22 protein-coding genes are annotated in these 24,979 nt (G+C 59.6%); 3 read left to right on the forward strand and 19 right to left on the reverse strand.

Translation table 11 applies throughout. The features are described from left to right. Positions 1-3: 3 nt before the first annotated feature. The 7 genes from bamG to pdhA all read right to left on the reverse strand — a co-directional run bounded on the left by bamG (position 4) and on the right by pdhA (position 7,430). Positions 4-1,338 carry a BamG family beta-barrel-assembly machinery protein gene (bamG, locus tag AAFH49_RS03495; RefSeq protein WP_342296035.1) on the reverse strand — a complete coding sequence of 445 codons (1,335 nt, stop codon included), beginning with the start codon at positions 1,336-1,338 and terminating at the stop codon, positions 4-6. Continuing rightward, positions 1,325-2,065 carry a type III pantothenate kinase gene (locus AAFH49_RS03500; RefSeq protein ID WP_342296036.1) on the reverse strand — a complete coding sequence of 247 codons (741 nt, stop codon included), beginning with the start codon at positions 2,063-2,065 and terminating at the stop codon, positions 1,325-1,327. The genes bamG and AAFH49_RS03500 overlap by 14 nt, the downstream gene beginning before the upstream one ends. 91 nt (positions 2,066-2,156) lie before the next feature. Further along, a complete protein-coding gene (locus tag AAFH49_RS03505; RefSeq protein WP_342296037.1) occupies positions 2,157-4,163 on the reverse strand; it encodes a pseudouridine synthase in 2,007 nt (668 codons plus the stop codon). A gap of 151 nt (positions 4,164-4,314) precedes the next feature. Then, the gene (locus tag AAFH49_RS03510; RefSeq protein WP_198069582.1) at positions 4,315-4,698 is read right to left on the reverse strand and encodes a TraR/DksA family transcriptional regulator; all 384 of its coding nucleotides are present in this window, start codon (positions 4,696-4,698) and stop codon (positions 4,315-4,317) included. A 185-nt stretch (positions 4,699-4,883) separates the two neighbouring features. Beyond that, positions 4,884-5,360: a 6,7-dimethyl-8-ribityllumazine synthase gene (gene ribH / locus AAFH49_RS03515; protein WP_342296038.1), complete on the reverse strand. Its 477-nt coding sequence runs from the start codon at positions 5,358-5,360 to the stop codon at positions 4,884-4,886. Between the two features lie 182 nt (positions 5,361-5,542). Continuing rightward, positions 5,543-6,319 carry a tetratricopeptide repeat protein gene (locus AAFH49_RS03520; RefSeq protein ID WP_342296039.1) on the reverse strand — a complete coding sequence of 259 codons (777 nt, stop codon included), beginning with the start codon at positions 6,317-6,319 and terminating at the stop codon, positions 5,543-5,545. Positions 6,320-6,377: 58 nt separating this feature from the next. Beyond that, positions 6,378-7,430, reverse strand: coding sequence for a pyruvate dehydrogenase (acetyl-transferring) E1 component subunit alpha (pdhA, locus tag AAFH49_RS03525; protein ID WP_425293316.1), 1,053 nt, complete (start codon positions 7,428-7,430; stop codon positions 6,378-6,380). A gap of 202 nt (positions 7,431-7,632) precedes the next feature. On the opposite strand from pdhA, the gene recF reads away from it, so the two are divergent. Both recF and AAFH49_RS03535 read left to right on the forward strand, forming a co-directional pair. Continuing rightward, a complete protein-coding gene (recF, locus tag AAFH49_RS03530; protein ID WP_342296042.1) occupies positions 7,633-8,748 on the forward strand; it encodes a DNA replication/repair protein RecF in 1,116 nt (371 codons plus the stop codon). 72 nt (positions 8,749-8,820) lie between these two features. Further along, a complete protein-coding gene (locus AAFH49_RS03535) occupies positions 8,821-9,132 on the forward strand; it encodes a DciA family protein (RefSeq protein WP_342296044.1) in 312 nt (103 codons plus the stop codon). A 224-nt stretch (positions 9,133-9,356) separates the two neighbouring features. Here AAFH49_RS03535 and AAFH49_RS03540 read toward each other — a convergent pair whose 3' ends face one another. Together AAFH49_RS03540 and AAFH49_RS03545 are read right to left on the reverse strand one after the other, a co-directional pair. After that, complete coding sequence (locus AAFH49_RS03540) at positions 9,357-9,743, reverse strand: helix-turn-helix domain-containing protein (protein ID WP_342296046.1); 387 nt, start codon at positions 9,741-9,743, stop codon at positions 9,357-9,359. A 278-nt stretch (positions 9,744-10,021) separates the two neighbouring features. After that, on the reverse strand, positions 10,022-10,873 hold the full coding sequence (locus tag AAFH49_RS03545) for a glycerophosphodiester phosphodiesterase family protein (RefSeq protein ID WP_342296047.1): 852 nt from the start codon (positions 10,871-10,873) through the stop codon (positions 10,022-10,024). A gap of 134 nt (positions 10,874-11,007) precedes the next feature. Between AAFH49_RS03545 and AAFH49_RS03550 the strand changes: the two genes are divergently transcribed. Beyond that, on the forward strand, positions 11,008-11,628 hold the full coding sequence (locus AAFH49_RS03550) for a hypothetical protein (protein ID WP_342296048.1): 621 nt from the start codon (positions 11,008-11,010) through the stop codon (positions 11,626-11,628). A gap of 89 nt (positions 11,629-11,717) precedes the next feature. Here the strand turns inward: AAFH49_RS03550 and AAFH49_RS03555 are convergent, their stop codons facing one another. The 10 genes from AAFH49_RS03555 to ileS all read right to left on the reverse strand — a co-directional run bounded on the left by AAFH49_RS03555 (position 11,718) and on the right by ileS (position 24,898). Continuing rightward, a complete protein-coding gene (locus AAFH49_RS03555) occupies positions 11,718-12,008 on the reverse strand; it encodes a PLD nuclease N-terminal domain-containing protein (protein ID WP_342296049.1) in 291 nt (96 codons plus the stop codon). A gap of 103 nt (positions 12,009-12,111) precedes the next feature. Continuing rightward, on the reverse strand, positions 12,112-12,774 hold the full coding sequence (locus tag AAFH49_RS03560; RefSeq protein WP_342296051.1) for a rhomboid family intramembrane serine protease: 663 nt from the start codon (positions 12,772-12,774) through the stop codon (positions 12,112-12,114). 7 nt (positions 12,775-12,781) lie between these two features. Further along, positions 12,782-13,753, reverse strand: a complete 972-nt coding sequence (locus AAFH49_RS03565) for a polyprenyl synthetase family protein (RefSeq protein ID WP_342296053.1) — start codon at positions 13,751-13,753, stop codon at positions 12,782-12,784. 149 nt (positions 13,754-13,902) lie between these two features. Next, on the reverse strand, positions 13,903-14,211 hold the full coding sequence (locus AAFH49_RS03570) for a hypothetical protein (RefSeq protein WP_342296055.1): 309 nt from the start codon (positions 14,209-14,211) through the stop codon (positions 13,903-13,905). A gap of 142 nt (positions 14,212-14,353) precedes the next feature. Then, positions 14,354-16,837, reverse strand: a complete 2,484-nt coding sequence (gene rnr / locus AAFH49_RS03575; RefSeq protein WP_342296057.1) for a ribonuclease R — start codon at positions 16,835-16,837, stop codon at positions 14,354-14,356. Positions 16,838-17,168: 331 nt separating this feature from the next. Continuing rightward, a complete protein-coding gene (locus tag AAFH49_RS03580; protein WP_342296058.1) occupies positions 17,169-19,073 on the reverse strand; it encodes an ABC transporter ATP-binding protein in 1,905 nt (634 codons plus the stop codon). Positions 19,074-19,211: 138 nt separating this feature from the next. Next, a complete protein-coding gene (locus AAFH49_RS03585; protein WP_342296060.1) occupies positions 19,212-19,676 on the reverse strand; it encodes a hypothetical protein in 465 nt (154 codons plus the stop codon). Positions 19,677-19,766: 90 nt separating this feature from the next. Then, a complete protein-coding gene (locus tag AAFH49_RS03590) occupies positions 19,767-20,435 on the reverse strand; it encodes a lipoprotein signal peptidase (RefSeq protein WP_342296061.1) in 669 nt (222 codons plus the stop codon). A 175-nt stretch (positions 20,436-20,610) separates the two neighbouring features. After that, positions 20,611-21,282, reverse strand: coding sequence for a lipoprotein signal peptidase (locus AAFH49_RS03595; RefSeq protein WP_342296062.1), 672 nt, complete (start codon positions 21,280-21,282; stop codon positions 20,611-20,613). 211 nt (positions 21,283-21,493) lie between these two features. Next, positions 21,494-24,898 carry an isoleucine--tRNA ligase gene (gene ileS / locus AAFH49_RS03600; protein ID WP_342296063.1) on the reverse strand — a complete coding sequence of 1,135 codons (3,405 nt, stop codon included), beginning with the start codon at positions 24,896-24,898 and terminating at the stop codon, positions 21,494-21,496. Positions 24,899-24,979: the final 81 nt, after the last annotated feature.

Genomic DNA, 24,979 nt, shown 5'->3' on the forward strand with positions numbered 1-24,979 from the left:
GCCTTATTGCAGGCGACGCTTGATAAACCACCGGTTGTTGAGCGTGATGCCCAACTGGCCGCGGATGTAGTTTTCCTGCACGTTGCTGCTGCCCGTGGTGCCGCCCACCAATTCCGTATTGCCACGCACGCCGTAGGTAAAGGCCAGGCTGATAGTAGTAGCCTCCAGCGGAGTAGCGGTGGGCAGCGGGAAGCCGAAGCCCCAGCTCACCGACCGGTCGTAGAGCATTTTGCCGCCCGGCTGGTATGGCAGCTGTGCCAGCGAGATGCCGGCCCGGTACGATACCCGCTGGAAGTAATGCTCCACCGAACCCGGGTCAGGACTAATTTCCCCGCCCAGCCCGAAACGCATGGTATTGCTCAGCACCGGGCCCGTGGAGTTGAAGCTCCGGAATTTCGACCACTCCTGCTGGGCCACATCCAGGTTCAGGCTCCAGTTCTTGTCATTGTCGAAGCTGATGCCGGCCTGGGCCAGTGCGGGCACAAACGTGCTGCCGCGGCCGTCGCTCACAATCGTAGCCGCGCTCACGAGCGTGCCGTTGGTATCCTCCCGCTCCTGGGTATTGGTTTGCTGCCCGTTGAGGTTGTGCGCGAAGCTGTAGACGCCGCCCACGTTCATATTGAGGTCTTTGCCGAGCTTCTGGCGGTAGTGTGCGCCGGCCCGGAAGGCGAAATCCGAATAGCGGGTGTGCTGGCGGTCCACCGCTTTTTCCAGCGTATTGTTGGTGCTGTTGGTCACCACCACGGTGGTCCCCGACGTTTCATCCACCACGCCAAACACGTAGGAGGCCGTGAAGCCCAGCGTCAGGGCCTTCGTGATGCGAACCCCCTGACCCAGATAGGCCTCCGAAACGCCGCCCGTGCCTTTCAGCTGCGTGAGCGACTGTGCCGGCTGCCCGGTGGGGGTGTTTATCACGTCCCGCACGATGTTCGATTCGTAATCCACCGCGCTGAGCGGTTTCAGGCCCACGGCCGCGCCCCACTTCGTGCTCAACGGTACCGACATGGCAAAATAGCCCAACGTACCATTGCCGGTGCGGCTGGAGGCGCTGGCATTTTTCACCGTTTTGTATTGCCCGCTGTAGCCGGCCTCAAACGTGGTCCGGCCGGTGTAGTACAGCATAGCCGGGTTCAACTCATTCACGTTGACAGCGTTGGGCGCAGCCAGCCCAACGCCGCCCATGCCCATCTGGCGCACGCCGCCAGTGTTGGCGTTGTATTCGCCCAGGCCGATGCGCGAGTACGGCGAGTTGCCGAGGCCCTGCGCCTGTGCGCTGCCAACTGCCACTACCGCCAGGCTTGCCAGCACCAAACGCTTCATCTCTTTATTTGTCAACATGATAAACTAAAATCCGATTAAGACCAAGCAGCACCAGCTCGGGAACTACAAAGATACGAGCCGGGAGCCGGGCCGCCAGAAACGCGGCATCGCCCCCGGTCAGCAATACCCCAATGCCGGGGTGTCGCTGTTGATATTGAGCCACTAAGCCGTTGATTTCGGCCACCGTGCCATTCACTACACCGCTCAGCAGGCTCCCGGTAGTGGAGTCGCCCACCAGCGGAATCGTTGCATCGGCGGCGGGCAATTCCAGCAACGGCAGCCGCCCCGTGAAGGTGTGCAGCGCCCGCAGCCGCATGGCCAACCCCGGCGCAATGCTACCGCCGTGGTAAGTGCCGTCGGCCGTCACGAGGTCGAATTTCAGCGCCGTGCCCGCGTCGATGATGAGCGTATCCTGGCCCGGCCGCAGCCCGGCCGCACCCACGGCAGCCGCCAGCCGGTCGGCCCCCAGCGTGTGGGGCGTGGCGTAGGCATTGCGCAAGGGCACGGGCGTGGTGCCGGGGCTGAAACCAAGCACCTGGCCCGGCACCAAATCCTGCAATTCCTCCACGGCCAGCACTGCCGCCTCCGCCACCGAGGCCACGATGACGTGCAGCGGCTGCCAGCGTTGCACCAGCTCCCGCACGGAGGCTGGCGTGAGGCCGGCCAGCATTTCTCGCATCAGCGGGCCATCGAAGCAGCCCGCCTTCACGGCCGTATTGCCAATGTCCAGAACCAGAGTCCGCATCAGGTCAGTGTTGAATGAAAAGAACGTCAGGCAGAGCGAAGCCGCAGCATCGTTCTACCTGACGTTCTATGTCAATTTATTCGACAAACCCTTACAGGAAGTATTTCATGCGAATAACCTCCTGCTCGCTCAGGAAGCGCCATTTGCCACGCGGCAAGTCCTTCTTGGTGAGGCCAGCGTACTGCACGCGGTCCAGGGCTACCACTTCGTAGCCGAGGTGCTCGAAAATGCGGCGCACGATGCGGTTACGGCCAATGTGGATTTCAATGCCCACAAAGTGCGCGTTGCCCGCCACCACGGCCACGTCATCAACAATGGCTTTGCCGTCTTCCAGCTCCAGGCCTTCGGCAATCTTGCGCAGGTCTTCTTCGGCCAAAGGCTGGCTGAGCTCTACCTGGTAAATTTTCTTGTTCTTGTGCGAAGGGTGCGAGAGCTTCTGAGCCACTTCGCCGTCGTTGGTAAAGAGCAGCAGGCCGGTGGTGTTCCGGTCGAGGCGACCCACCGGGAAGATACGCTCCTTGGAGGCGCTGGCCACCAGGTCCATCACCGTGCGGCGGCCCTCCGGGTCCTCCGTGGTCGTGATGAAGTCCTTGGGCTTGTTCAGCAGCACGTACACCGATTTCTCGCGGTTGAGGTTGGTTTTGCCGTACTGTACGGTGTCCTCGGGCAGCACTTTGTAGCCCATCTCGGTCACCACTTCGCCGTTGACCTTGATTTCACCGGCCGCAATCAGCGCATCCGCTTCGCGGCGCGAGCAAATGCCTGCGTTGGCGATGTAGCGATTCAGGCGCGTCTCGTCGGGGTTGGAATCTTCTTCCTCTTCACGACGGCGCTTGTTGCCGCGGGTTTTGTCGTTTTCGTAGTGCTTCAGGTTCTTGTAGTCGGGAGCCTCGCCGGGGCGCTCGCCGAAGCGGGGCTTGTCGGCGCGGTTCTCCTGCACCGTGGGGCGGGCGGGACGGGGCTTGTCCACGCTGGCACCATAGCCAGTGCCCGAGCGGCGCACGCTGCGCTCCTGAGCTTTCAGGGCTTCGCGGCGCTCGGCAAAGCTGCCGGGAGCCGGCGTCCAGCGCTCGGTGCTACGCTTTTCGTAGCCACCGGGGCGCTCGCCGGTGCTGCGGCCCGAGGCGGGCGCACCATCGCGGCGGCCAAACGCACCGGGCGTGAACTTGCGGCCAAACGCGGCCTGGTCGGCGCGGTAGTCGGCATTGCCGGCATCGGCGCGCTCGATGTTGGCATCGCGGCGCTCATTGCGCTCGCCACGCTCCTCGCGGGGCTGGGGCGGGTTGGCCTCAAACGGGCGGGCCGAGCGGATGGGCCGGTTCGGACCGCGCTCGTCGCTCCGGCTTTCGCTGCGGTCGAAGTTCTCCGTTTCACGGGGATTGCTGCGGCCAAAGCTGCCACCGCTGCGTGGGGCGCGGTCTTCGGCCGGCGCGTAGGGGTTGCTCTTCTGGAATTTGCGGTTGCGCTCGCCGGGCTCGCCCCGGGGCACGGCCTTTTCGCCGTCGCGGCGGTAGGGCTGGCCATTCCAGTTCTCCTTGGGCTGGTACTCGCGAATGGGGCGGGCATCGGCCGACTGGTTGCGCTGCTCGCCACGGTCGACGCCGTAGTTGCGGGGCTCGGCGCTGCGGCCGTAGCTGGTGCCGGTGCGCTGCTCCTTGCCCAAACGGGGCCGCTCGTCGCGGCGCTCGAAGGGACGGTCATTGCCGAAGCTTTTGCCGCCACCAAAGCTCTTATTGCCGCCGCCGAAACCGCTGCCACCTTCGCGCTGGCCGCCGCCGTAGCTACTGCCATAAGGGCGCTTCTCACCACCGCCGTCAAATTTCTTCCCGCCACCAAAGGCTCCGCCCGATGGGCGGCCAAACGCGCCACCAGTCGCGGGGCGACCAAATGCGCCATTCGAAGCCGGACGGCCGTTGCCGTAGGCTGGGCGGTCGCCATTGCGTGCACCACGGTCACTGCCGTAGCCGCCGCGGTCACTGCCGCCACGCTCGTTACTGTTGCTACGGCCGGCGCTACCGCCACCAAAGCCGCCAGGACCGCCGGCACTGCGGCCGCCGCGACGGTCCGCTTTATCTTCTGAAAAATGTTTCTTGCCCATGGGGAGAAAAGTTGCGTGCCGTATCGCTACGGTACAGGTTAAAAAAAGGTCGGCATTAAGAAGCCGGCAGTCAGAAGGGGGTCAACAACATCAACCCAAATAAAATTCTGACCACCGGCTACTTAATGCCGACTACCAAAAAAGCTACGGCTTAGTCGCGCCGGGCCATTTTGGCTTCAATAGAATGCTGGGTGTGGGGCACGGCCCGCAGGCGCTCCTTGGGGATGAGCTTGCCCGTACCGATGCACACGCCGTAAGTACCGTTTTTGATGCGAACCTGGGCGTTTTCGAGCTGCTGGATGAACTTCATCTGGCGCGAAGCCAGCTGGTTCATGCTCTCCTTCTCGGCCGTTTCGGCGCCATCCTCCAATACTTTGGCCGAAGAGGCCGTGGTGTCGGTGCCCGAGTCGTTGCTGCGGTTCAGGGTTTCTTTAATGAAAGACAGTTCCTTGCGGGCCGCTGTCAGTTTTTCCTGGATAATCTGGTCGAACTCATTCAAGTCCTCCCGCGAATAGCGAATGTTGTCGTCGTTCATTTTTTGAGAAAAAAGGACTGCTAGAGAAAGTTAAGAAATTGTCATCTGTAACTACCGCGCAACGCCAACGGCTGCTAATTGGTTTGGCAAGTCAAAAAAGCCTTTATTAACACCAATCCAAGCCCTTGGATGCTTGATTTTGCGGGTGCAAAGTTACGCGGTTCGGCGCGCTTTTCCTCCGAATGCTAAAAGCCCAGCATTTGGATGGCTGCCACAGCAGCTTCCACGCCCTTATTGCCGTGCTTTCCGCCAGTCCGGTCCCAGGCCTGCTCCAGCGTATTCGTCGTCACCAACCCAAAAATAACGGGCTTGTTGAACTTCAGGCCAACCTGGGTGATGCCCTGCGCCACCGCGTGGCAGATGTAGTCGTCGTGCTTGGTTTCGCCCTGAATGACCACGCCCAGACAGATAACCGCATCAATCTCCTCGTGCTGGGCCAGAAACTGCGCCCCCAGTGTCAGCTCGAAGCTGCCGGGCACGCTGTTGCGGTAGATGTTGTCGGCCACGGCCCCGTGCTTTATCAAGGTATCGTAAGCCCCGGCGCTTAGGATGTCGGTTATCTCGCGGTTCCAATCGGCCACTACTAGACCAAACCGTTTGTTGCTGATGTCGATGAACGTAGAAGCGTCGTATTCGCTCAGGTTTTGCAAAGAAGTTGCCATATCGCGGTTTTCGTTCGGAAAAGTTTTTTTGTACAAAGGCATTGCGCAGCCGTGCCAGTAAGCCGGAAGTGCCGCGATGGTTTGTGTTTCCCTTGATTTAAGTAAAAAAATTGCGCTTCCTCAAAGATGAGAAAGCGCAATCAATAGTTGTGATGCCTGCCCGAGTTGGCAGCTCACGCAGCTTATTTCTCCAGCTTGGCTTTGTACTGGCGGGCTTCCGCTACTTCCTGGGCTGTGGGGTACTCGGTGATGATGCGGTCGTAGGCTTTCACCGCGCCTTCGTCGTCCTTGGCCAGCTCGCGGGCCGTGCCTTCTTTCAGCAAGTAGCCGGGCGAGAAGAATTCGTTGGCGTTGTGCTCGGCAGCTTTGGCGTATAGGTCGGCGGCTTCCTTGGGCTTGTTCAGTTCCAGCTGCGCATCGCCCATGAGCGAGTAGGCGCGGCTTTGCACGAGGTAATCGTCCGAGCTGAAATCTTCCAGGTAATCGAGAGCGGCTTTGTAGTCACCCTTCTTCAGCGAAGCCACGCCGGCGTAGAAGTTGGCGAGGTTGCCAGCCTTCGTGCTGCCGTACTCATTAGCCACGGTGGTCAGGCCGGGAGCCTTGCCGTCGCCTTTGATGGCTTTGTTCAGCGAGTCAGCCTCCCAGTTGTTCACAGCGCGGAACATGCTGGCCTGGGCCTTCGAATCCTGCTGGTTGCGCCAGGTGTAGTAGCCGAAGCCACCTACCACGGCCAGCACCACCACGGCCAGAATGCCCAGCAGCAGGCTGCGGTTGTTGCGCACGAAATCCTCGGATTCGGCCAGGCGAGCGGCCAGAGCATCCGGGTCTTCCAATAGTGGGTTTTCGGACGGCACAAATTCTTCAGCCGGGGCCAGCGGGTCGGCGGGCACGTTGGTCGGCTGGTTGGCTTGCCCCTGGCGGGCCTGCTGGCTCTTGCCAGTGTACGGAATCTTCGACATTACAATGGGTATTGCTACGGCGGCCCGCAAGCAGGCCGGGGGCCTGGGGCCCGGTTAATTAGTCGTGGATGTAGGGATAATCGGCCTGCACGTACACGTCCTTGTACAGTTCGTCGGGCGTGGGGTAGGGCGAGTTTTCGGCAAATTCAACCGACTCCTGCACCGCGGCCTTGATGCGCTCATCAATGGCTTCGAGGTCGGCTTCGGTGGCGAAGTTGTTCGTCAGAATGGTGTGACGCACGCCCTCGATTGCATCGCGGTGGCGGTAGTCTTCCAGCTCTTCTTTGGTGCGGTACTTGGCGGGGTCGCTCATCGAGTGGCCCTTGTAGCGGTAGGTCTTGAACTCAAGCAGCGTGGGGCCTTCGCCGGCGCGGGCGCGCTCGGCGGCACGGGCCACAGCCTCGTGCACATCCTCAACGCGCATGCCGTTCACAGGCTCGGAGGGCATGTCGTAGCTCAGGCCAATTTTGTAGAGGTCCGTCACGTTCGACGTGCGAGCCACCGACGTGCCCATGGCGTAGCCGTTGTTCTCAATCACGAAGATGACCGGCAGCTTCCACAGCATGGCCATGTTGAAGGCCTCGTGCAGGGCACCTTGCCGCACCGCGCCATCGCCCATCGAGCAGATGCAAAGCTTGCCCGTCTTGTTATACTTCTCGGCGAAGGCAATGCCCGCGCCCATCGGCACCTGGCCGCCCACGATGCCGTGGCCGCCCATGAAACCAACTTCCTTATCGAACATGTGCATCGAACCACCCTTGCCTTTCGAACAGCCGGTGGCTTTGGCAAACAGCTCGGCCATCACGGCATTGGGCGAGGTGCCCAGGGCCAGCGGATGGGCGTGGTCGCGGTAAGCGGTGATGTATTTATCGCCCTTTTCCAGAGCCGATACCTGCCCGGCCACACAGGCCTCCTGGCCGATGTAGAGGTGGCAGAAGCCTTTGATTTTCTGCTGACCGTACAACTGCCCTGCCTTGTCCTCAAACTTGCGCATGAGCTGCATTTGCTCGTACCACTGCAGGTACGTTTCCTTCGGGAACGTAGCCGTGGAGGCGGGCACAGTCGTAGCCGAACCTGACGCAGCCGCCGTGGGCTTGTCGGTTCCGGGCATGACGGGGTCGGGCTGGGCCACGGTGGTTACACCGTTGCTCTTTCCTTTGGCAGCTTTGGCGGCTGAACCATTGGTAGCCTTCGAGGCCGTCGGTTTTTTAGAAGCAGCTTTTACTTTCGTATCCGCCATAGCACTTTTAAGGAAAGAATAATTCGCGTTGGGAGGGCGAAATTACGTAAAACTGCTGGCAAATCCGCACCTTATGACTCTTGACTCCCTCCAGCTTCTTTTTTTTAAAAATTACGACGACGCCGCGCTTCGTTTATCGCCCGGCCTCAATTGCTTCATCGGGGATAATGGGAGCGGCAAAACCAACTTATTGGACGCAATTCACTACTTATCGCTGACCAAGAGTGCCATTACCGCTTCTGACGCCCTTTGCATCAAGCAAGATGCTGATTTCTTTGTAGTTAAGGGCGTTTTTTCTTCAAATAACACTTCTGACAAAGAAACCATTCAGGTAAGCCTCCGTCAGGGCCAGAAAAAGACCGTCACGCACGATAAGCAGGCCTATGAGCGCATGGCCGACCACATTGGCCGCTACCCCGCCGTGCTTATTTCGCCCTACGACACGGACCTGATTCGCCAGGGCAGCGAGGAGCGGCGCAAGTATTTCGACAGCCTCATGGCTCAACTCGACCATGAGTTTCTGGAGCAGCTCATCTCCTATAACTCCTTGCTGCGCCAGCGCAATGCCGTGCTCAAACAAGGTGGGCATAGCAATGCCCACGGCTTCGACCGCGACTACCTGCTGGCCATTGATGAGCAGCTTGCGCCATTGGGCCAGCAGCTCACGGCGCTACGCGAGGCTTTTCTCATCGACTACCTTCCCATCTTTCAGCGGCACTACGAGCAGTTGGCCGACGGCCGCGAGCAGGTCATGCTCACCTACAAAAGCCAGTTGGTCGGGGCCGACTTTGCCCAGCTGCTGCGCCTGAACGAGCGCAAAGACTTCGTGCTGCAACGCAGCACCATTGGCTCGCACCGCGACGACTTTGTCTTTGTGATGAATGACCAGCCCGTGAAGAGCCACGCCTCCCAGGGCCAGCAGAAGTCGTTTGCTATTGCGCTCAAGCTGGCCCAATTTGAGTTGCTGGCAGCCAAGCAGCAGAAAAAGCCCCTGCTCCTACTCGACGACATCTTCGACCGCCTCGATGATAAGCGCATTGCCCGCCTGCTAGAGCTGGTTGCCGATGAGACTTTCGGTCAGGTTTTTCTGACTGATACCAACTTGGAGCGCACCGACCAGGCCCTGGCCCGGGTGACCGTTCCCATCCTCCGATTTCGGGTGCAGAATGGCACCGTGGCACCCGTTTAGGCACCACACGGCAGTACCTTTGCAGGCCCTCAACCGGCATCCTTTCGCTGGTTGAAGTTGCCCATCAGCTCCGTGAAAAAACCCTCCGCTCCTTCTCGCTCCGGCGATATTATTCCGCTCAAGGAAGGCCTCGAAGCATTGGTCCGGGCTTACCGTCTTCAGGGCAAGTTGAACGAGGTAACGGTGGTATCGAGTTGGGAGCGGGTGATGGGCAAAGCCGTGGCTTTGAAAACCCAGGAGGTCTACGTGAACAAGGGCCGGCTCTTCGTGCGGCTCAGCTCCGCGCCACTCAAGCACGAGCTGCTTATGGCAAAGACACGCGTAGCCGAACTCATCAATGCGGAGGTTGGAGCAACGGTGGTAACGGAGGTCATCTTCCTCTAACTGTCCCGTTCTGAATCAAAGCTGAGGTGCGTAACTGAGCAGGAAAGTTGCCCGGCATTTCCGATGCCGCGTTGCAAAACTTCGTTGATGCACGGCGGACAAAATGCTTGTTTGCCCTTGGCCGTTTGCATCCCAATACCCCCCTGCTTTTTTATTCAGGCGCTTTATCTAAAACGCCCAAAGAAACGTGTCAGGACAAAAATGTTTCACGTGGAACATTTTTGTCACTTCGGCCCATACACTTTTAGCAGTAGCTCATTGTAGGCTTCCAGAAGCGCTATGTACTTAATCTGAAGGGCTAAAAGCTGTTTAGACAGGTCGGCATCGGCATTAAGTGTCTGCGTTACACGCGGCGTAACAATATTTGTAACGGCTGGTTTTGGAACAGATGTTACGAATGATAAAACAGATTGTTGTGTAACCGTAAAATCATTTGAAAAATCATGATTAATGATTTCGCCAATTCTTTTTACAAAGCTGTAATCAATTGTTTCATCCTTGAATTTACGGTAGATGGTTGGACGTGTAATACCCAATTCCTCGACAATGCGAGTGATTGAAATACCACTGTTTTTGATGGCTTCTTGAAGGATTTCGCCCTGATGTGGCATATAAAGAGTGTTGCGTAACGCTGATGCAAATATGTATAATGTAACCTAATTAAACAAATGGGGGCGAACAATAATTACACCTGTAACGATGACAAACTGTTTAAACAACACTGTTACATCGTCACGAAACACATGATACAAGGCTTACAATTACACGTTACAAATCATATTTGTAATGCAAGCGTTGCTACTCCTTGATACATCACCCAAGTATTGCTCAAGGCTTGCTAGAGCGAAGCTGAGCACAAAACACTGCCGCCAACCAGGCCGGGCCGATGTTAGTCGGTTGTCAAAGTCAAAAAATGGTTGGGGTAATCAGTCGTTATTCCATCGACGCCGAGTGCGATTAGGTTTATCATATCGGACGGTTGGTTTACGGTCCATGGTACAAGCCGGAGGCCGGGATACCGGCTACGCAACTCCTGCACCGCCGCTGCTGTAACAGTAGTAAAATCGGGACCTAGTGTGGTGGGCACGAAACCCAGCTCCTGGATGCTGGCATCCCAGGGTTGGTCGGCTTCGAGGAGCAGGCAGGTGGCCAGGTCGGGTTGGTACTGATGGACGAGCCGAAGAATCCGCGGGTCGAAGCAGAGCACGGTGGTGCGGGCTGCAACCTGTGCCTTATTGATTTCAGCCAGGACCAATGACAGGAATTCTTCGGGGGCTGGCTGGAAGACATTATCATCGGCCGGGCTGCTTTTTATTTCGATGGCATACCGGATTGATGAATGGCCGGCGGGGCGGATGAAGGCCTCGCTAGCAGCTAGCACTTCGCTGAGCAGAGGCTTATATGCCGGCTCTGAAATCTGCTCGGGAAAGGCCGGATGACGCCGCAGACCGCAATCGCAGCGGCGAATGGTGGTGTAGGGCATCTGGTAGAGATTGAAGCGCGGAGAAGGGCTGTTTTCGATGATTTGACCCTCAGGAGCGAGGCAAATGGCCGGATTGAGCCAGGGCTCGTGCGAGACGACGACCTGATGGTCGGCAGAGATAACCACGTCCATTTCCAGCACATCGACGCCCAGCGCGAGGGCGTGCAGAAATGCAGGTAAGGTATTCTCGGGGCGTAGGCCCCGGCAGCCACGATGGCCGTGGAGTTCCGGAAATCGGGGGTGAGGAGAAACGGGCATGGAATAGGAGCTAAAGGGCATGATTAAGGAGCGGGAAGAGCAATGGGCCAAGCCATGCGGGCCGCTAATGCAGCACGGTGTTCGCTACGTGGTTTGGGCTAATTTTGTAGCTCATCCTAACCGTTTACGATTTCATGAAAAAACTACTGCTACTTGTTGTGTTGCTAGCCCTCGCAGCCGGCGGGTACTATTACTACCGAAGCCTGAAGCAGGGCCCGAGTGGCGCACTGGTTTCGGCCGCCGCCGCGGTGCAGACGCACGACATGGCGATGTTTGAGAAGTACGTCGATGTGAACAGCGTGACTACCCACCTCGTGGATGATGTGGCACAGCAGAGCTCGGCCTTGACTTCGCTGCTGCCCGGCGGCAGCCTGGTGATGGGTGGAGCCATGCGGCTGCTGAAGCCTGCCCTGGCCAAGGCCGCGCATCAGGAAGTGCAGCGCTATGTGGAAACGGGCTCGCTGGAAGCGGCGGCGGCAGCGGCTCCGAAGCGTATGGTGAACATCTCGCTCACGGGACTGGCCAGCAAAGTTGTGAGCCCGGAGAGCGAGTTTAAAGGCATCAAATACACCCGGGAGGAGGGCGACAATGCTTTCGTGGGCCTGGAGGTGACGCAGCCCAAATACGACACCACGATGGTGGTGGAAGTGAAGATGCGCCGCCAGGGCGACCATTGGCAGCTGACGCAGATTACGAACAGCGGCGAGTTGCTGCGTGGCGTGGCACGGCTGGAGAAGAAGCGGCTGCTGAATTAGATTAACTGGCGTTTTCAGGAATGCTTTAGAAACGAAAATGCCCCGGCCAGATGGTCGGGGCATTTTCGTTTCTAAAGCATCGGTGGAGGCTACACGATGCCGGTGTTTGACTTGCCGCGACCGGCGAAGATGTAGTAGATGATGAGGCCGCCCAAGGGGAAGATGAAAATGATGACGGCCCACAGCAGCTTTTTGCCAATAGTCCAGGGCTGACGGAATACGTCGAGCATAGCTATGATATCGAGGGCAAGCAGGACGTAGCCCCATGTGGCCAAGCTGCCATCGTTGTTGAAGCGGCTGCACGAGGTGGCCAGCAACATCAGCGGGAGAAGAAGGGCCGCGAGCGGGAGGCGGGAGGTGTAATGACGAAGGGTACGCATGACAGGGGAAACAAGGTGAAAGAATGTGTCTGAGTTTCCCTTACGCAATGGGTTTCAAATAAGATATGAGAATTCGATTTTTTTAATGTTAATTAATTGGTAATCAACTATTTAAACCAATAAATCGACTGATTTGGCGAACAAACTCAATACCAGCAGCAGGCATGAATAGCAACGTGAGTACCACGCCGTAGATGGCGCCATAGAAGTGGGCATCGTGATTGATATTGTCTCCCCGGCGGCGGCCCTGATAGTAGGAATAGGCCAGGTAGAGGAAGCCGAAAATGAAGCCGGGGATGCCTACCGGGATGAACATCATGTAGATTTTGTTCAGCGGCGAGTAGATGACGCCGGCGAAAAGCACGGAGGCTACGCCGCCCGAGGCCCCGAGGCTGCCGTAATTGCGGTCGTCGCGGTGGCGGAAATAGGTGGGGATATCGGATACCACGATGCCGCCTAGGTAGAGCAGCAGGAAGCGCCAGATGCCGCCCATGGCCCCGAAGCCATCGAGGCCGGGCGCGCCGGTGCCGTTGGCCAACACGTCGAGTACGAGTTGCCCGAAGGAGTAGAAGGCAATCATGTTGAAGAGCAGGTGGCCCCAGTCGGCGTGCAGGAAGCCGGAGGTGAGGAAGCGGTACCACTGGCTGTTGTCGCGGGCCATGCGGTAGGGGCGCAATATCCAGGACTCCATGAGGTCGTGATTGGACCAGGCGTAGGCGGAAACGAGGACCGTGAGGCCGACGAGTATCAGGATGGGGTTGAACACTGAGGGGTTAGTTTTCGCGGTCCATGAGCTGGAGTGCGAGGCGGTGAAGGGGTTCTTTGCGGGCTGCGGGGGCCGCTACGCGCTCCAGATGCTGCAAGGCATCCTGGAAGTAGTCGTTGATGAGAACTTCCGTCTGGGGGCGAATTTCGAGCTCGTCGTAGATGGCGCGCACGGCCTGCACTTTGGCTTCGGCATCGACTACGGGCTGGCCGATGTGCTGGGCCAGGGTGGTTTGCTGGGCGGCGTTGGCCTGGGCTTGGGCGGATAGCAGGAGGAAGGTTTTCTTGTCGGAGATGATGTCGCCGCCCACGCGCTTGCCGAAGGTGGCGGCGTCGCCATACACGTCGAGCAGGTCGTCGCGCAGCTGGAAGGCCAGGCCGATGTCGGTACCGAACTGGCGCAGGTGCTCGGCATCTTCTTCGGAAGCGCCGGCGAGGCGGGCGCCCAGCTCCAGGCAGAAGCCAAGGAGGACGGCCGTTTTCAGGCGAATCATGTCCAGGTATTGGGCGATGCTGACCTGGGGCTCGGTTTCGAAATTCATGTCCCACTGCTGGCCTTCGCAGACCTCAGCGGCCGTCTGGCTGAAGCGGGCGAGGATGCGGGGGAGCAGCGCGGGCGGCACTTCCAGGAACAGCTCATAGGCCCGCACCAGCATCACGTCGCCGGAGAGGATGGCGACGTTGGGGTTCCACTTTTCGTGCACGGTGGCCTGGCCGCGGCGCAGGGGCGCCTGGTCCATCAGGTCGTCGTGGAGGAGGGTGAAATTGTGGAAGACTTCGGTGGCCAGGGCGGGCTTGAGGATGCCGCTGAGGTCGTCGGTGAAGAGGTGGGCGCCAAGCAGCGTGAGCAGCGGCCGGATGCGCTTGCCGCCCAAACCCATGATGTAGCGAATGGGGGCGTAGAGGGTATCGGGGGCTTGGCCGTAGTCGAGTTGGGCGAGGGCGGCAGTGATGTTAGCGGGGAAGTCGGCTGGGGTCATAGGTGGTGCAAAGAACGGGGGCATCTGTCATTGCGAGTGAAGCGCAGCGGAACGCGGCAATCCGTCCTCTCAAAGCCAGATGCCTGATAAAGCGACAAGCCCCGGTTCTGGTTAGAACCGGGGCTTGTCGAGCTTTGGTTTGGAGCTCCTCATTGTTCGTGCATCGCTGCCCCGCTATTAGCACAATAAATCCAGTAGCCAAGGTGCAAGAGAAAGGCAAGCGCGAAGAACATATCGGCTTTTTCAGGCCTGCCTTTCCGGAGGACTACGGTCGCCAGGAAGATGCTGAAAAGGTGCACAAGCAGCAAGAAACCGGACAGCATCATCCCGAAGAAGATGGAATCATCATTGAAGTACTCCCGCCCATGTTCACCGTAGTGCAACTTGTATGCTGAGTTGAGAAACGTCAGATACAATAAGCCGATTGAGGAGAAAGCGTACTTGATAAATCGCAGCATTGGGCTGTGGAATTACTGATAAAATTAAATAACAAGCCCCGACTCTGGGTGGAGTCGAGGCTTATCACATCTCGGGGTTGGTCGCATTGGGAGGAAAGATTGCCGCGGTCCGCTGCGCTCCCCTCGCAATGACAGGCGACGGCTAGCGGCGCTTGTTGCCCTTGTGCCCCCCCTTGCTGTGACCCTTGCCGCCGCTGTGGTCGCGGTAGCCGCGGGGCTCGCTGCTGCGCTGTTTGCGCTCGTCGGCTTCGCGCTTTTTCACGAAGTCGGGACGGTCGTCGACCAACTCGAAGTCGATGGTGCGGTCGAGGAGGTTGGCGGATTTTACGACTACCATCATCTCATCGCCGAACTGGATGATGCGCTTGTTGCGGCGGCCCACGATGCGGTAGTTGTCCTTGTCGAGCTCGTACTCGTCGCCGGGAATGTCGCTGATGCGGACCATGCCCTCGCACTTGTTCTCCTCGATTTCGATGTACATGCCGCGCTCGGTGAGGCCCGATACGACGCCCTTGAAAGTGTTGCCAATTTCATCGGCCATGAACTCGACCTGCTTGAATTTGATGCTGGCGCGCTCGGCGTTGGCCGCTAGTTTCTCACGGGCCGAGGAGTGCTTGCACTCTTCTTCCACAGGCTCGACGGCCACGTTCTTGCCGCCGAGCAGGTAGTGCTCTAGCAGGCGGTGGGCCATCATGTCGGGGTAGCGGCGGATGGGCGAGGTGAAGTGCGAGTAGTGGTCGAAGGCCAGGCCGAAATGGCCGAGCGGCTCGGTGGTGTAGATGGCCTTGCTCATGGTGCGAATGGCCAGGCCCTGCAGCACGTTTTGCTCGGGCTTGCCCATCACCTCGGAGCTGAGGTTGTTGAGCTCGGTGCTGATTTTCTTCGGGTTTTCGAGCTTGAGCTTGTAGCCGAATTTCTGGGCGAAGAGGGCGAAGGTCTGGAGGCGTTCGGGCTCGGGCGCGTCGTGGGTGCGGTACACCATGGTGAAGCGCGGCTTGGTCTTTTTGAGGTTGAACACGAACTCGGCCACCTTGCGGTTGGCCAGCAGCATGAACTCCTCAATCATCTTGTGGGCATCCTTGCGCTCCTTCACGTACACGCCGAGCGGCTTGCCGTGCTCATCCAGCCGGAACTTCACTTCCTGGGTTTCGAAGGTGATGGCCCCCTGCTTGAAGCGCAGCGCACACAGCTTATGCGCGATGCCGTTCATCAGATTTATCTCCTCGGCGTAGTCGCCCTCCTTCCTTTCGATGCGCTCCTGCGCCTCCTCATAGCTGAAGCGGCGGTCGGAGTGAATGATGGTTTTGCCGAACCACGATTCGTAGAGCTTGCCGTTTTCATCCAGCTCGAACACGGCCGAAAAGGTGAGCTTGTCCTCGTTCGGGCGCAGCGAGCAGAGGCCGTTGGAGAGGCGCTCGGGCAGCATCGGAATCACGCGGTCGACGAGGTAAACCGAGGTGGCGCGGTGCTTGCCCTCGCGCTCCAGCTCGGTGCCGGGGCGCACGTAGTGGGTGACGTCGGCGATGTGCACACCGATTTCCCAATGGCCGTTTTCCAGCTTCCGGATGCTCAGGGCATCGTCGAAATCCTTGGCGTCGGCGGGGTCGATGGTGAAAGTGGTGATGTTGCGGAAGTCGCGGCGGCGGGCAATCTCATCCTCCGCAATCACCTCGCTGATGCCTTCCGATTCCTCCTCCACTTCCGAGGGGAATTCGAAGGGCAAGCCGAACTCGGCCATGATGGCGTTTATCTCGGCCTCGTTGCCGCCGGCCGCGCCGAAGTTGCGGATGACCTCGCCCACCGGCTGCCGGCTGCTGTCCTCCGGAAACTCGTTGATGCGGACCAGCACCTTGTCGCCGTTGCGCGACTCGTGCAGCAAATGCGGCGGCACGAACACGTCGAAATACACCTTGCGGTTGTCCGGCTTCACGAAGCCGAGCGTGCCCTGAATCTGGATGCGGCCCACGATTTCGGGGCGCACCCGCTTGAGGACTTCCACCACGTCGCCCATCGGGCGGCCGTCGCGGGAGCCGCTACGCAGGCGCACCCGCACCACGTCGCCCTGCAGGGCAAACTTGAGCTGGTCGGTGAACACGCGGATGTCGTCGGATTCGCCCGTGCCCTCCGGCACCACGAAGGCGAAGTTGGGCGTGGCCAAATCGACGGTGCCGATGACGGTGTTCGACGGGGCGCGCTCGGGGCGGTCGTCGCCGTCCACGTAGTCGAAGCCAGCCGAGCGGCGGCGGTGCACAATGGGGTCCTGGCCGAACTCGGCCTGCACCGAACGGTTGCGGGGCGGGGCAATGGGCGAGTCGCCTTTTTTGGTTGATTTTTTGGCGCTGGACGGCATCAAAGCTGCCGCTACGGCGTCCGCATCGGCGAGGCGGTATTCGTCGTTTTGGAGCAGCGTAATGAGGCCGTTTTTGCGCAGCACCTTGATGTGGGCAAAAATCTCCTCGCGCTGGCCCTTTGTCGTGACGCCGAGGCGGCGCGAGAGCTGGCGGTAGGCGAGAACTTTGGTGGGGTTGTCGGCGAAGACGCGCAGGACTTGGTCTTGGGTGATGGCCGCGGGTTCGGGCTTTTCGCGCTTGGCGCGGGGAGCCTTGGGGTTTTCGGGGGTATTCATTTGGGGTAAAAGTGGCCGCCGAAAAGTGGTTTGGTCGCAGGCGGCGAGAGCGGAAAAATGAGTGGCTGGCTGGGCCGCGCCGCATAGTGAAACGCGGGCCGGGCCGGGAGGTTGTAGCGTGGACTCTGCGAGTCCGCGCGGGATTGGGATTGACGCAGTAGCAGCCAGCATCTGGAGCTTCATCAGCGCTGCTCAAGTAGCGTCTGGCGGCGCAAGGTATTGAGGCAAGCGCGGAGTAGCGCGAGTGCTGTAGCGTGGACTCTGCGAGTCCGCGCTTGGGCGAACGATATACCGCCCGACGATGCGCGGACTCGCAGAGTCCACGCTACAGCTACGCCCGGCTGGCTACGGCGGCTTCGATGTCGGCCAGGCTGTCCTTCGGGATGGCGGCTAGCAAGCCTTGGGTGTATTCGTGTTGGGGAGCGGCGTAGATGGCCGCCGCCGGGCCGCTCTCCACGATGCGGCCCTGGTGCATGACCAGCAGCCGGTCGCTCATAAACCGGGCCACGGACAGGTCGTGCGTGATGAACAGATAGGTGATGCCGAACTCACGTTTGAGGTCGTTGAGCAGGTTCAGGACCTGCGCCTGCACCGAGACGTCGAGGGCCGAAACCGACTCGTCGCAGACAATCAATTTGGGCTGCAAGGCCAGCGCCCGGGCAATGCAGATGCGCTGCCGCTGCCCGCCGCTGAACTCGTGCGGGTAGCGCTGGAAATGCTCATCGCGCAGCCCCACGGTGCGCAGCAGCTCCAGCACTCGGGCCTTTTGCTGCTGGCGAGTGCCGCCCACGTTATGCACGCGCATCGGCTCCCAGATGGCCTCGCCCACGGTCAGCATCGGATTCAGCGCGGCGTAGGGGTCCTGAAACACCAGCTGCAAATCGCGCCGACGGCGGCGCAGGTCCCCGCTCGACAGCTTCGCCAAATCGGTTCCTTCAAACAGGATGCTGCCCGCCGTTGGTTCCGTGAGGCGGAGCAGGGCCCGGCCCAGCGTGGTCTTGCCGCAGCCCGACTCGCCCACGAGGCCGATGGTTTCGCCGGGGTAGAGCGTGAAGCTGACATCGTCCACGGCCCGCACGTAGTCGGTGGCGCGGCGGAAGAAGCCCTTGCGAAGCGGGAAGTAGACCTGCAGGTTTTGAACCTGGAGAAGCGGCTCAGAACCGTTGGACGCGGCGGCCCCGACGGGCGCGGCAACGGGTCCCGGAGTAAGCCCGGCAGGGCGTGGAACATCCTCCAAAATGCCATGTTCCACGGGGAACGTTTTGGCGGTTTCGCTTTTATCGTGTAACTGCTGGGCCTCCACTTCGGGCGAAGATTCCGCAAGTGCCTCATCTGGCAGCGGAAGCACGGGCGCGGGCTGGGCCAAAAGTTGCCCGCTGGCGTCTTCCCGCATGAAATCAGCCACCACGGGGAGGCGTTTTTTGCCCACCGAGAGGCGCGGACGGCACGCCAACAGGCCTTTTGTGTACGGATGTTGCGGATTTGAAAAAATATCCAGCACCCTCCCCTGTTCCACGACCTTGCCCCGGTACATCACCAGAATGCGGTCGGCGATTTCGGCCACCACGCCGAGGTCGTGGGTGATGAAGAGGACGGCCGTGTTGTGCTGGCGGCGCAGGTCGTCAATCAGGCGTAGCATGCGGGCCTGCACCGTCACATCGAGGGCCGTGGTGGGCTCGTCGGCGATGAGCAGGGCCGGGCGGCAGGCCATGGCCATGGCAATCATGACGCGCTGCTTCTGGCCACCCGAGATTTCGTGCGGGTAGCTGCCGAAAATGGCTTCGGGGCGCGGCAGCTGCGCCTCGGTGAATAGCTCGATGGTGCGGGCCTTGGCAGCGGCCTCGCTGAGGTCGGTGTGGAGGCGCAGGGCTTCCACCACCTGGCTACCGCAGGTGTACACGGGGTTCAGCGAGGTCATCGGCTCCTGGAAAATCATGCCGATGTCGTTGCCGCGCACCTGGCGCAGGTCGGTTTCGGAGAGTTTCAGCAGGTCGGTCTGGCCCAGCTTTTCGGACTGGAAGAGGGCCTGGCCGCTGGCAATGCGGCCGGGCGGCATCGGAATCAGCCCCAGCAGCGCCAGCGACGTCACGGATTTGCCCGAGCCGGATTCGCCCACTATGGCCAGCGTTTCGCCCCGGTGCAGCTCAAACGACACGTTGTCCACGGCCCGCACGTCGCCGCGGTGGCTGGAGAAGTCAATGGTGAGGTTGGAAACGGTGAGCAGCGGGTTGGGCACGGAGGGAGTTATGGGTAACGGTTGGGGGTGGTTTTGAGCGGCTGTAGGCTGTTTTGAGCTATTTAGGTACGCAAGAACGTCAATACACAAGAACGGTCATGCTGAGCGCAGCCGAAGCATCTCTACCGAACGATGTCCCTAATCAGGCTTCTTTACGCCTGCCGGATAAATATTCTTTTCATCAAAAGGGTCGAAATACGGCTCAAGACCTTCTGCGATTATCCGTCCAGGCTCATAACGTCTGCCTGTTTTGTCAATAAGGTAGGGAAAACAATAGATTCCGACCCAATAAATATTGGGGTTCAGAAATTGAAAATTGATATGTGCTTCCGTTATAAAATCCGTGTCGAACCCATTTGCGAGTAACTCTTTGTCAATTATCGTTTTCAAGTTCTTCGCATGAAGAACCAACGGATAAAGATTTAATTCGGCGGGCTCAAAAGAGGCTTCCAGAACATTGAGAGAGGCGTTTGTTAGATTCAGCTTTCTTGCTGCATGCAACAACCAATCACCCATATAGCCGCAGCTATAGAACCTCTCAGTTCCAAAGAAACTTTGAGTGATGTTGTGGGGAATCCCATTTAAATTTCTCCACTTAGCCATAGAGTATGAGGTCTTTGCAACGAAGCGGTAGAGATGCTTCGACTGCGCTCAGCATGACGTTCAAAGATTCCACCGTCTGCCCCTCCCCTGCTACGCCAGCTTCTCAGCATCGGCAGCGACTAGGGGCTGGGGCTCGTTGGGAGCGGCGGCGGGCTGCGATTCGTTGAAAAAGCGGCTTTGGTTGAGCAGAATCAAGGCGACGCCGATGAAGATGGAGGAATCGGCGATGTTGAAGATGGGGAAACCGTTGCTGTACGAGCCGCCGATGAGGGGCCAGGATTTGGGGAAATAACCCACGTACAGTGGCACGAAAATCATGTCGATGACCTGGCCGTAGAACCAGCGCGTAGGCGAGCCTATAGGGGCATTATTGTAGATAATTCCGTAGAAAATCGAGTCAATCAGGTTGCCGACCGCGCCGCCGAGGATGAGGGCCATACAGGCGATGTAGCCGGCCGCCACGCGCTGGCGGCAGAGGCGAATAATGTAGTAAATCAGCCCGCCCACGGCCAGCATGCGGAAGCCGGTGAGCACCAGCTTGCCGTAGGGCGCGGGCAGCTCGGCCCCGAAGGCCATGCCGGGGTTCAGCGTGTAGGTGAGCTTGGCCCACTGGCCGAAAATCGGAATCTCACCAGCCGAACCGAGCTGCATGTAGGTGTGCACCAAATACTTCGATAGCTGGTCGATGGCAATGATGAACAGGGCCAGCAGGAAGAATTTAGCCGCAGAATGCTGGCGGGTGGTGAGCGTTGGGTGCATTTTGGAGGGTGCCCGGGGGCAGAATTGGCGGGCAAAAGAGAACACAAAAGAACGTCATGCAGAGCGTAGCGAAGCATCTCGCGTGCCGAAGTAATCCATTCGATTGAGTTACTACCACACGCGAGATGCTTCGCTACGCTCTGCATGACGTTCCTTTTCGTTCAAGGATGCGCCGCTACCCCAGATTTTCCGAGTCAGGAGCTACCAGCGGCTCGCTGTGTTTCTCGGCTACGGCCACAGGCTCTTCCTGCTTGAAAAAGCGGCTCTGATTGAGCAGAATCAACGCTACACCGATGAAAATGGAGGAATCGGCGATGTTGAAGATGGGCCAGAGCGAGACGTACTTCCCTCCTATCAGCGGCCAGTTTTGGGGCAGGAAACCTTCGTAGATGTCGACGTAGAGCATGTCGATGACCTGGCCGTAGAACCAGCGCGTGGGCGAGCCAAACGGCGCGTTGTCGTAGATGACGCCGTAGAAAACCGAGTCAATCAGGTTGCCGACCGCGCCGCCGAGGATGAGGGCCATGCAGGCGATGTAGCCGGCGGCGGCGCGCTGCTTGCAGAGGCGGATAATGTAGTAGCTCAGGCCAAACACCGCCAGCAGCCGGAACCCACTGAGAACCAGCTTGCCATATGGCGCGGGCAGTTCGGCCCCGAAGGCCATGCCGGGGTTCAGCGTGTAGTGCAGCTTGGCCCAGTCGCCCATCAGACGGATTTCGCCTGCCATGCCGGGCTGCATGTAGGTGTGCACGGCCCACTTCGAGAGCTGGTCGAGGGCAATGACGAACAGCGCCAGCAGGAAGAATTTGGCAGCGGTTTGCTGGCGATTGGTGAGGGTTGGGTGCATTCAGGCAGGGCCGAAAATCGAAGAGATTGAAGCCAGAAATCGGTACTAAAACGGCATTTTCAGAACGGACAGTTGCCGACCTTCTTTCTATCGTTTTTATACTTTTTATAACTGACTGTCTGATGTTTTGAACGGATAAAGACGAGCTTATCGACTGTTTGTGCGGCGGAGGACTCGCCGGGGATTTCACCTCCTGGCGAGTCATTCATCCTCAGCTAGTTGCGACCTCCAAAAAGACCGGCACGGAGTAGTCATCAAATTCGAGCACCGAGCCACCGTTCACATCGGCCGCGAAGGTGAGGACGAGGGCCTGCGTTTCGGTGCGGATGTAGTCGCCGAACGCGGCCACGGCGGCCGTGAGCTCGGGCTGCTGGTCTGCCATCGTGACGCGGATTTTGTCCTGCACTTCCAGGCCCGAGTCTTTGCGCAGGTTCTGCAGGCGGTTCACCAGCTCGCGGGCCAGGCCCTCCTGGCGCAGCTCGTCGGTCAGGGTCACATCGAGGGCCACGGTGAGCGGGCCGTCGGTGGCCACGAGCCAGCCGGGCAGGTCGTCGGTGCGGATTTCCACATCGTCCGGGGCGAGCGTGATGGGCTGGCCATCGACTTCCACGGCGAGGCTTCCCTCCTTCTCCAGCTTGCTAATTTCAGCCGCCGTCATCTGCTGAATGCGGGCACCCACGGCCTTCAGGCGCGGGCCGTATTGCTGGCCGAGGCGCTTGAAATTGGGCTTCACCGACTTCACCAGCACGCCGCTTTCGCTCTCGTCGTCGAGGAATTCGATGTGCTTCACGTTGATTTCGGCGCAAATCAGGTCCTCCACGAGGCCGACTTGCTCCTTGGTCGAGTCGTTCAGCACCGGCACCAGGATGCGCTGCAGCGGCTGGCGCACCTTCAGCACCGACTTTTTGCGTAGCGAGTGGGCCAGCGAGCTGATGCGCTGGGCCAGCTCCATGCGCTCCTCCAGCTTCGGGTCGATGCGGGCCGTATCAGCTTCTACGAGCAGCGTCAAATGCACCGATTCCGGAGCCAGGGGCGTGTTCTTGGCTACGGCCTCGGCGCGCATGCCGTCGGTCATGTTCTTGTACAGCCACTCACCGAAGAAGGGCGCGATGGGCGACATCAACTGCGCCACCACCACCAGGCATTCCTGCAAGGTTTCGAATGCAGCGCGCTTATCCTGAGTGAGTTCGCCTTTCCAGAAACGGCGGCGCGAGAGGCGCACGTACCAGTTCGAGAGCTGGTCGGTCACGAAATCCTGGATGGCGCGGGCGGCCTTCGTGGGGTCGTAATTGTCCAAGTGCCCGCGGGCTTCCACAATCAGCGACTGCAGTTTGCTCAGCACCCAGCGGTCCAGCTCGCTCAAATCCGCGTGCGGAATGCGGTTGAATTCGCTTGTCTGAAACTCGTCCAGGTTCGCGTAAAGCGCATAGAACGAGTACGTATTGAAGAGCGTGCCGAAGAAACGGCGCTGCACTTCGGTCACGCCGGCGGGGTCGAACTTGAGGTTGTCCCACGGTGGCGCGTTGGCAATGAGGTACCAGCGGGTGGCATCGGGGCCGAACTGCTTGATGGTGGCAAACGGGTCGACGGCGTTGCCGAGGCGCTTGCTCATCTTCTGGCCGTCCTTGGCCAGCACCAAGCCGTTGGCAATCACGTTTTTGAATGCCACGGAGTCTTCCAGCATCACGGCCAGGGCGTGCAGCGTGAAGAACCAGCCGCGGGTTTGGTCCACGCCTTCGGCGATGAAATCGGCAGGGAAATTCTTCTGGAACTGACCCTCGTTTTCAATCGGATAGTGCCACTGCGCGTAGGGCATGGCCCCGGAGTCGAACCACACGTCGATGAGGTCGGCCTCGCGGTACATGGGCTGGCCGGTGGGCGAGACGAGGAAAATATCGTCGACGTAAGGCCGGTGTAGGTCCACTTTTTCGCCGTTGGCGTAGGGGTTGTGGGTCATGATTTCGGCCGCGACGGCCTTGTCAATCTCTGCCTTCAGCTCGGCGATGCTGCCGATGCAGATTTCCTCCGTCCGGTCCTGGGTGCGCCAGATGGGCAGCGGCGTGCCCCAGTAGCGCGAGCGGCTTAAGTTCCAGTCTACCAGGTTCTCCAGCCAGTTGCCAAAGCGGCCGGTACCGGTACTTTCGGGCTTCCAGTTGATGGTTTTGTTGAGCTCGATGAGCCGGTCCTTCACCGCCGTGGTCTTGATGAACCAGGAATCGAGCGGGTAGTAGAGCACGGGCTTGTCGGTGCGCCAGCAGTGCGGGTAGGTGTGCTCGTACTTCTCCACTTTGAAGGCCGTGCCGTCGCCCTTCATCTTGATGACGATGCTCTCGTCCAGCGTTTTATAGTCGGCGCCGGATTCGTCGTGGCCGTCGTAGTTCTTCACCCAGCGGCCCGCAAACTCGCCCATTTGGGGCACGTAGCGGCCCGTCCGGTCCACGATGGGGCCGAGGGTGCCTTCGGCATCCGGCACCATCAGCGCCGGGATGTCGGCCAGCTGCGCGGCCCGGAAGTCATCGGCGCCAAACGTGGGCGAGATGTGCACGATGCCCGTGCCATCCTCCGTGGTCACGAAGTCGCCGTTGATGACGCGGAAAGCCCGCTCCTCCCCTTCAAACGGCGTGAAATCGAACAGGCGCTCGTACTTGATGTCCACCAAATCAGCGCCCGTAAACTCGCCTTCCAAGCGCCAGGGCAGCACCTTATGGTCGCCCTCGGCATAGCCTTCCAGCGGTGCCGCAGCGCCCTTTTCGTTGAAATAACGGCTCACTAACGCCTTTGCTAACACCACGTGAATGGGCGCGTAGGTGTAGGGATTGAAGGTGCGGATGAGTTGGTACGGGATGTTCTTGCCCACCGCCAAACCGGTGTTGGCGGGCAGGGTCCAAGGCGTGGTCGTCCAGGCCAGGATGTACACGCTGGCATCATCGCCGGCAGCGGCGAAAAGCTTCTTCGAAACCTCCGTGTGCTTCACCTTGAACTGCGCCACCACGGTCGTGTCCTTCACGTCCTTGTAGGTGCCGGGCTGGTTCAGCTCGTGCGACGACAGGCCGGTGCCGGCAGCCGGCGAATACGGCTGGATGGTGTAGCCCTTGTAGAGCAAGCCTTTGTCGTAGAGCTTCTTGAGCAGCGCCCAGCAGCTTTCGATGTACTCCGGCTCGAAGGTCACGTAGGGGTCGTTGAGGTCGACCCAGTAGCCCATTTTCTCGGTCAGGTCGTCCCACTGCGCCTTGAAGCGCATGACGGTTTCCTTGCAGCGCTGGTTGTAGTCCTCCACGCTGATTTTCTTGCCGATGTCCTCCTTCGTGATGCCCAGCTCCTTCTCCACCTGCAGCTCGATGGGCAGGCCGTGGGTGTCCCAGCCGCCTTTGCGGGGCACTTGCTTGCCGAGCAGCGTCTGGTAGCGGCCGAAAATGTCCTTCACCGTGCGCGCCATGACGTGGTGGATGCCGGGCGCGCCGTTGGCCGACGGGGGGCCTTCGTAAAACACGAACGTGGGCTGGCCTTCGCGGCTGCTAACGCTCTTTTCAAAGATGCCGTGCTCCTTCCACCAGGCGAGGATGTCCTCGCCGAGCTGGCCGTAGTTGAGCGGCTGCTTGTATTCGGGGTATTTCATTTATGTAGAGCAGTTTGCACGATGTAGAGACGCAATATTTTGCGTCTCGTCGTTGCTGATGTTGTTTGTTCTGCGCGGGTT

It is taken from the genome of Hymenobacter segetis, from assembly GCF_038448715.1.
In the GTDB taxonomy this organism is placed as follows: domain Bacteria; phylum Bacteroidota; class Bacteroidia; order Cytophagales; family Hymenobacteraceae; genus Hymenobacter; species Hymenobacter segetis.

Bases quoted from the DNA above. Each gene is read 5' to 3' on its own strand.
- AAFH49_RS03550 (WP_342296048.1), top strand. From the start codon at position 11,008: ATGAAAAAACTACTGCTACTTGTTGTGTTGCTAGCCCTCGCAGCCGGC.
- AAFH49_RS03595 (WP_342296062.1), bottom strand. From the start codon at position 21,282: ATGCACCCAACCCTCACCAATCGCCAGCAAACCGCTGCCAAATTCTTC.
- AAFH49_RS03555 (WP_342296049.1), bottom strand. From the start codon at position 12,008: ATGCGTACCCTTCGTCATTACACCTCCCGCCTCCCGCTCGCGGCCCTT.
- AAFH49_RS03500 (WP_342296036.1), bottom strand. From the start codon at position 2,065: ATGCGGACTCTGGTTCTGGACATTGGCAATACGGCCGTGAAGGCGGGC.
- ileS (WP_342296063.1), bottom strand. From the start codon at position 24,898: ATGAAATACCCCGAATACAAGCAGCCGCTCAACTACGGCCAGCTCGGC.
- AAFH49_RS03520 (WP_342296039.1), bottom strand. From the start codon at position 6,319: ATGTCGAAGATTCCGTACACTGGCAAGAGCCAGCAGGCCCGCCAGGGG.
- AAFH49_RS03505 (WP_342296037.1), bottom strand. From the start codon at position 4,163: ATGGGCAAGAAACATTTTTCAGAAGATAAAGCGGACCGTCGCGGCGGC.
- AAFH49_RS03590 (WP_342296061.1), bottom strand. From the start codon at position 20,435: ATGCACCCAACGCTCACCACCCGCCAGCATTCTGCGGCTAAATTCTTC.
- AAFH49_RS03510 (WP_198069582.1), bottom strand. From the start codon at position 4,698: ATGAACGACGACAACATTCGCTATTCGCGGGAGGACTTGAATGAGTTC.
- recF (WP_342296042.1), top strand. From the start codon at position 7,633: ATGACTCTTGACTCCCTCCAGCTTCTTTTTTTTAAAAATTACGACGAC.
- AAFH49_RS03545 (WP_342296047.1), bottom strand. From the start codon at position 10,873: ATGCCCGTTTCTCCTCACCCCCGATTTCCGGAACTCCACGGCCATCGT.
- pdhA (WP_425293316.1), bottom strand. From the start codon at position 7,430: ATGCCCGGAACCGACAAGCCCACGGCGGCTGCGTCAGGTTCGGCTACG.
- AAFH49_RS03540 (WP_342296046.1), bottom strand. From the start codon at position 9,743: ATGCCACATCAGGGCGAAATCCTTCAAGAAGCCATCAAAAACAGTGGT.
- AAFH49_RS03585 (WP_342296060.1), bottom strand. From the start codon at position 19,676: ATGGCTAAGTGGAGAAATTTAAATGGGATTCCCCACAACATCACTCAA.
- bamG (WP_342296035.1), bottom strand. From the start codon at position 1,338: ATGTTGACAAATAAAGAGATGAAGCGTTTGGTGCTGGCAAGCCTGGCG.
- AAFH49_RS03570 (WP_342296055.1), bottom strand. From the start codon at position 14,211: ATGCTGCGATTTATCAAGTACGCTTTCTCCTCAATCGGCTTATTGTAT.
- rnr (WP_342296057.1), bottom strand. From the start codon at position 16,837: ATGAATACCCCCGAAAACCCCAAGGCTCCCCGCGCCAAGCGCGAAAAG.
- ribH (WP_342296038.1), bottom strand. From the start codon at position 5,360: ATGGCAACTTCTTTGCAAAACCTGAGCGAATACGACGCTTCTACGTTC.
- AAFH49_RS03565 (WP_342296053.1), bottom strand. From the start codon at position 13,753: ATGACCCCAGCCGACTTCCCCGCTAACATCACTGCCGCCCTCGCCCAA.